At 45.4% G+C, this 1259-nt stretch carries 2 protein-coding genes and 1 pseudogene; all 3 read left to right on the top strand.

What is annotated here, in order from left to right:
- Positions 1-178 (top strand): annotated as a pseudogene (locus ACP45E_RS03965) (leucyl aminopeptidase); the annotation flags it as partial.
- A gap of 82 nt (positions 179-260) precedes the next feature.
- Positions 261-710, top strand: a complete 450-nt coding sequence (locus ACP45E_RS03960) for a DNA polymerase III subunit chi (protein WP_017034478.1) — start codon at positions 261-263, stop codon at positions 708-710.
- A 106-nt stretch (positions 711-816) separates the two neighbouring features.
- The coding region (locus tag ACP45E_RS03955; RefSeq protein ID WP_141707214.1) for a class I tRNA ligase family protein at positions 817-1259 on the top strand (443 nt) is incomplete at its 3' end.

Below are 1259 nucleotides of genomic sequence, written 5' to 3'. Positions count from 1 at the left end.
GGGAACGATTACGGCCGGCTGTTTCTTGTCAAAGTTCGCCAAGAAATACCACTGGGCACACCTTGATATTGCAGGTACAGCTTGGAAGTCAGGAGCAGCAAAAGGCTCAACTGGCCGCCCAGTATCAATGCTTGTCCAGTTCTTGCTAAATCGAAGTGGCCAAGAAGGCGAAGAGTAATCGTCAAAAAGGGCCGAGAGGCCCTTTTTTATGCACCACGACAAAAGCAACATCCCTCAGTCATTGAGCCATAGTGAGAACCATGAACAAGGCCACTTTCTACATCGTCAATCTCGATAGCCCTCAAGCGACGAAAAAAGGGTTTGATGATTATGCGTTGTTTATGAGTAAACATTTTGCCAAGCAAGGTGCTAAAGTCTATTTGCACTGCCACAACAAAGAGCATGCAGAACACATCGCCGAGCTCTTTTGGCAGTCCGAACCCGAAGACTTTATGGCGCATAACCTGGTTGGTGAAGGGCCTAAGTACGCTACAAATATTGAAATTGGCTACCCAAACGTAAAGCACACATGGAATCGCCAAATCGTAATTAATTTGGCGGATAATAATACAACCTTTGCGAAGCAGTTCTCAGAGGTGGTAGACTTCGTTCCTTGCGAGGAAAATGCCAAACAGCAAGCTCGAGAAAGATATAAAATTTACCGGCAAGCAGGTTTCAACCTGCAAACCATCGAGATACAGCACCCATAGTCAAACCTTATAGTTAAAGCGATCTTAGCCTAATTATTTCAGACGTAGATCCTTCACTTATAAAGTTTGACCATTTACTAATTCACAGTACCGATTTAAGAGCACTATGGAAAAGACATACAACCCAACATCTATCGAACAAGCGCTATATCAAGCTTGGGAAGAAAAAGGCTACTTCAAGCCACACGGTGACACATCAAAAGAAGCGTACAGCATCATGATCCCGCCACCGAACGTTACTGGTAGCCTTCATATGGGCCACGCATTCCAAGATACCATTATGGATACCTTGATCCGTGCGCAGCGTATGAAAGGGAAAAATACCCTTTGGCAAGTGGGTACTGACCACGCTGGTATCGCAACACAAATGGTGGTTGAACGTAAAATTGCTGCAGAAGAAGGCAAAACAAAACACGATTACGGCCGTGAAGCGTTCATCGATAAGATCTGGGATTGGAAAGCGGAATCAGGTGGCACGATCACTCAACAACTTCGTCGTCTTGGTGCGTCTGTCGATTGGGATCGTGAACGATTCACTATGGATGACGG

This window comes from Vibrio genomosp. F10 str. 9ZD137, from assembly GCF_049974785.1.
Classification (GTDB): domain Bacteria; phylum Pseudomonadota; class Gammaproteobacteria; order Enterobacterales; family Vibrionaceae; genus Vibrio.
This window is presented reverse-complemented; position numbering and strand designations above follow the sequence as displayed.

What these genes read in the sequence shown, in the direction of transcription:
- ACP45E_RS03960 (WP_017034478.1), top strand. Translation starts at nt 261, where the DNA reads ATGAACAAGGCCACTTTCTACATCGTCAATCTCGATAGCCCTCAAGCG.